This is a genomic window from Mesorhizobium sp. M7A.F.Ca.CA.004.06.1.1 (genome assembly GCF_003999135.1).
GTDB lineage: Bacteria > Pseudomonadota > Alphaproteobacteria > Rhizobiales > Rhizobiaceae > Mesorhizobium.
The window spans coordinates 1-3,481 of sequence record NZ_RZPQ01000632.1 but is presented as its reverse complement, the minus strand read 5'-3'; the positions used below and the strand labels follow the sequence as shown (position 1 = coordinate 3,481).

The window sequence follows — 3,481 nt, the reverse complement described above, 5'->3', positions numbered from 1 at the left end:
ACGCCGCCGATGCCGCCGGTGGCGAACACTTTTATGCCGACCATATGCGCCGCGATCATCGTGGCGGCGACCGTGGTGCCACCGGTGCGCCCTTGCGCCACGGCAAAACCGAGATCGGCGCGCGACAGCTTCATGGCGTCGCCCGTCATCGCCAGCGATTCGCGCTCGCCGTCCGAAAGCCCGATCTTGATGCGGCCGCCAACCACGGCGATCGTCGCCGGCACGGCGCCGCCATCGGTGATGATCTTTTCGACGTCGGCCGCCATGGCGCCATTGTCGGGGTAGGGCATGCCATGGGTGATGATGGTGCTTTCCAGCGCCACCACCGGCCGGCCGGCAGCCAGAGCCTGCGCCACCGGCGCGTGGATGTCGATGAGGGGGCGGGCGGTCTCAGGGGTCATCAGGGTCTCCAATCCGGAATGCGGCGCGTCCGTCGGGACACCAGGCAACATCGCGGCACTATGAATTCGCCGGTCTCATGCCACTTCCCTGGCATCCGGCACAAGAGCCAGCGCTTCCGCGAAGCTTGAGGCGGTGAACTCGGGAACGGCGTTGGCGCTTTCGATGGCAAGCGTCGCCCCGGCGATGCCTTCGCGCAGGGCCACCCGCAGCGGCAGTCCGCGCAGCAAGGCAGCGACCGTTGCGCCCGCCAGCGCATCACCGGCCCCGGTGACGTCAGCGACCTTTCGGGGATTGGGCGGCATGATCGAAAAGGCGCCTGTTTCATCGAACCCCAGCACGGGCGCGTCGCCTGCCGTGACCACGCCACTGACGAGGCCGCTGCATCGCAACCCGTCGACGACCTCGCGCTCCCTGGCATTCGCGGCGACGCCGGCCAGCACCATGGCCTCGCGCCGGTTCATGAAGACCAGCGAGAGCTCCTTCAGCACCGGTATCAGCCGCACCACCTTGGCCGGCGAGATGGCAATGGCGAAAACCGGCTTGCCCGCGGCGAGCGCGACCAGCCGTTCCAGCGCCGCCGTCGGCAGGTTGGCGTCGCAGAACACGGCATCGGCGGCCGCGATTGCTTCGCGCACCCTGGAGCGGCGAATCTGTTTGGGAAAGGCCAACTCATAGAGCGCCATGTCGGCAAAGCCGACGATCAGCTCGCCTTCGCTGTCGATCAGCGCCGTGTAGCTCGGCGTCGTGCGGTCGAGGAAGACCGCCGACAGGTCGGTAATGCCTGTCTCGGCGATGGCTCGCGAAACGGTATCGGCAGCGGCATCGCCGCCGCGAACCGACATCAGCGACGCGGAGACGCCGCGCCGCACGGCGCTGCGCAAAGCATTGAAGACGCCGCCGCCGACATCCTCGCGCATTGTGCCCGGATTGGAGGCGGCAGGCACGTAAGCGCCGGACACCTGGCCGCGTCGGTCGATATGGGCGCCGCCTATGGCCAGTATTTTCGCGGATTTCAGCATGCCGGCGATATGACCTTTGTTATTCCAGCCGCACAAGCGCTAGGTGCGACGGAGCTTCGCATGCGAGGCGGCGATTCGGCAGGTCGAAACAACGGAGCCGTCTGGCCCAACGTGCGGTGCATTCCTGATCGAATCCCTGGACAAAAAAAGAACAAATCCGGATATTGCTTGTTTTTCAGTTATTTGACCCCTCTTGCCAAATGAGAACAAAAAAGGTACAAATAGGCAGGGATTACGGATTGTCCGGCCTTCATTGACGACCAAGGGGTGATGTATCATGGCTCAGAATTCTTTGCGGCTGGTAGAGGACAAGGCAGTGGACAAATCAAAGGCTCTGGATGCGGCGCTGTCGCAGATCGAGCGGGCTTTCGGCAAGGGCTCGATCATGCGGCTCGGCGCCAACGATCAGGTCGTCGAGATTGAAACGGTGCCGACCGGCTCGCTTGGCCTCGACATCGCGCTTGGCGTCGGCGGCCTGCCGCGCGGCCGCATCATCGAAATCTACGGGCCGGAAAGCTCGGGCAAGACGACGCTTGCCCTGCACACCGTCGCCGAAGCCCAGAAGAAGGGCGGCATCTGCGCTTTCGTCGATGCCGAGCACGCGCTTGACCCGGTCTATGCCCGCAAGCTTGGCGTCGATCTCGAAAACCTTCTGATCTCGCAGCCTGACACTGGGGAGCAGGCGCTGGAAATCTGCGACACGCTGGTGCGCTCCGGCGCCATCGACGTGCTGGTGGTCGATTCGGTCGCGGCGCTGACGCCACGCGCCGAAATTGAAGGCGAGATGGGCGATTCGCTGCCCGGCCTGCAGGCCCGCCTGATGAGCCAGGCGCTGCGCAAGCTGACCGCGTCGATTTCGCGCTCCAACACCATGGTCATCTTCATCAACCAGATCCGCATGAAGATCGGCGTCATGTTCGGCTCGCCTGAAACCACCACCGGCGGCAATGCGCTGAAATTCTACGCTTCGGTGCGCCTCGACATCCGCCGCATCGGCTCGATCAAGGACCGCGACGAGGTCGTCGGCAACCAGACCCGCGTCAAGGTGGTCAAGAACAAGCTGGCGCCGCCCTTCAAGGTGGTCGAATTCGACATCATGTTTGGTGAGGGCGTGTCCAAAACCGGCGAACTGGTCGATCTCGGGGTCAAGGCTGGTATTGTCGAGAAGTCTGGCGCCTGGTTTTCCTATAACTCGCAGCGTCTCGGCCAGGGCCGCGAAAATGCCAAGCTGTTCCTGCGTGACAATCCCGACACGGCACGCGAGATCGAGTTGTCGATCAGGCAGAATGCCGGGCTGATCGCCGAAAAATTCCTCGAGAATGGCGGCCCTGAGCGCGGCGATGATGACGGTTTCGAGGAAGAATCCGGCGCGATGTAACAGCTTCGTGCGCGATGCCGGCCGGAGTTCGGCCATAATCGCGTTCTATTATCTCAGGCTTATGTAATCGAGTTCCGCGTTATTGCGTTTCGAAACCGCCGGCCCAGTGCCGGCGGTTTTGCGTTTCGGCGGCGGAACCAGGCCGGGTCGAACGGCCGGCAAAGGCCGTGGATTGGACCAATTCCGTGTTTCTGGACAGGGTGAAGCGCGGCGGCTAAAAGGCCAAGTCCTAATCTTCTAAAACGCAGAGCCCATTTCCGCCGGTTGGCCCGGCGGCTCTTCCAAAAAGGCAGCATCATGAGTGGCGTGAACGAAATCCGGTCGACATTTCTCGACTACTTCCGCAAGGAGGGTCACGAGATCGTCGCATCGAGTCCGCTGGTGCCGCGCAACGACCCGACGCTGATGTTCACCAACGCCGGCATGGTGCAGTTCAAGAACGTCTTCACCGGTCTGGAGAAGCGGCCCTATTCGCGCGCCTCGACCGCCCAGAAGAGCGTTCGCGCCGGCGGCAAGCACAATGATCTCGACAATGTCGGCTACACCGCGCGCCATCTGACCTTCTTCGAGATGCTCGGTAATTTCTCCTTCGGCGACTATTTCAAGGAGCGCGCCATCGAGCTTGCCTGGAACCTGATCACCAGGGAGTTCGGGCTGAACAAGGACAAGCTGCTGGTCACCG

At 63.0% G+C, this 3,481-nt stretch carries 4 protein-coding genes; 2 read left to right on the top strand and 2 right to left on the bottom strand.

Annotation, left to right across the window (positions count from 1 at the left end; all coding sequences use genetic code 11):
• Positions 1–401 (bottom strand): pseudouridine-5'-phosphate glycosidase (locus EN906_RS27295; protein ID WP_206529179.1); only part of this gene is annotated, 401 nt, incomplete at its 3' end.
• 75 nt (positions 402–476) lie between these two features.
• On the bottom strand, positions 477–1,421 hold the full coding sequence (locus tag EN906_RS27290) for a carbohydrate kinase family protein (RefSeq protein ID WP_127270930.1): 945 nt from the start codon (positions 1,419–1,421) through the stop codon (positions 477–479).
• A 277-nt stretch (positions 1,422–1,698) separates the two neighbouring features.
• Here EN906_RS27290 and recA point away from each other — a divergent pair, with 277 nt between their 5' ends.
• Together recA and EN906_RS27280 are read left to right on the top strand one after the other, a co-directional pair.
• Entirely contained in the window at positions 1,699–2,799 is a 1,101-nt protein-coding gene (gene recA, locus EN906_RS27285) for a recombinase RecA (RefSeq protein WP_027036993.1), read from the top strand.
• A gap of 297 nt (positions 2,800–3,096) precedes the next feature.
• Positions 3,097–3,481: alanine--tRNA ligase-related protein (locus EN906_RS27280; protein ID WP_245484344.1), on the top strand; the 385-nt coding region annotated here is incomplete at its 3' end.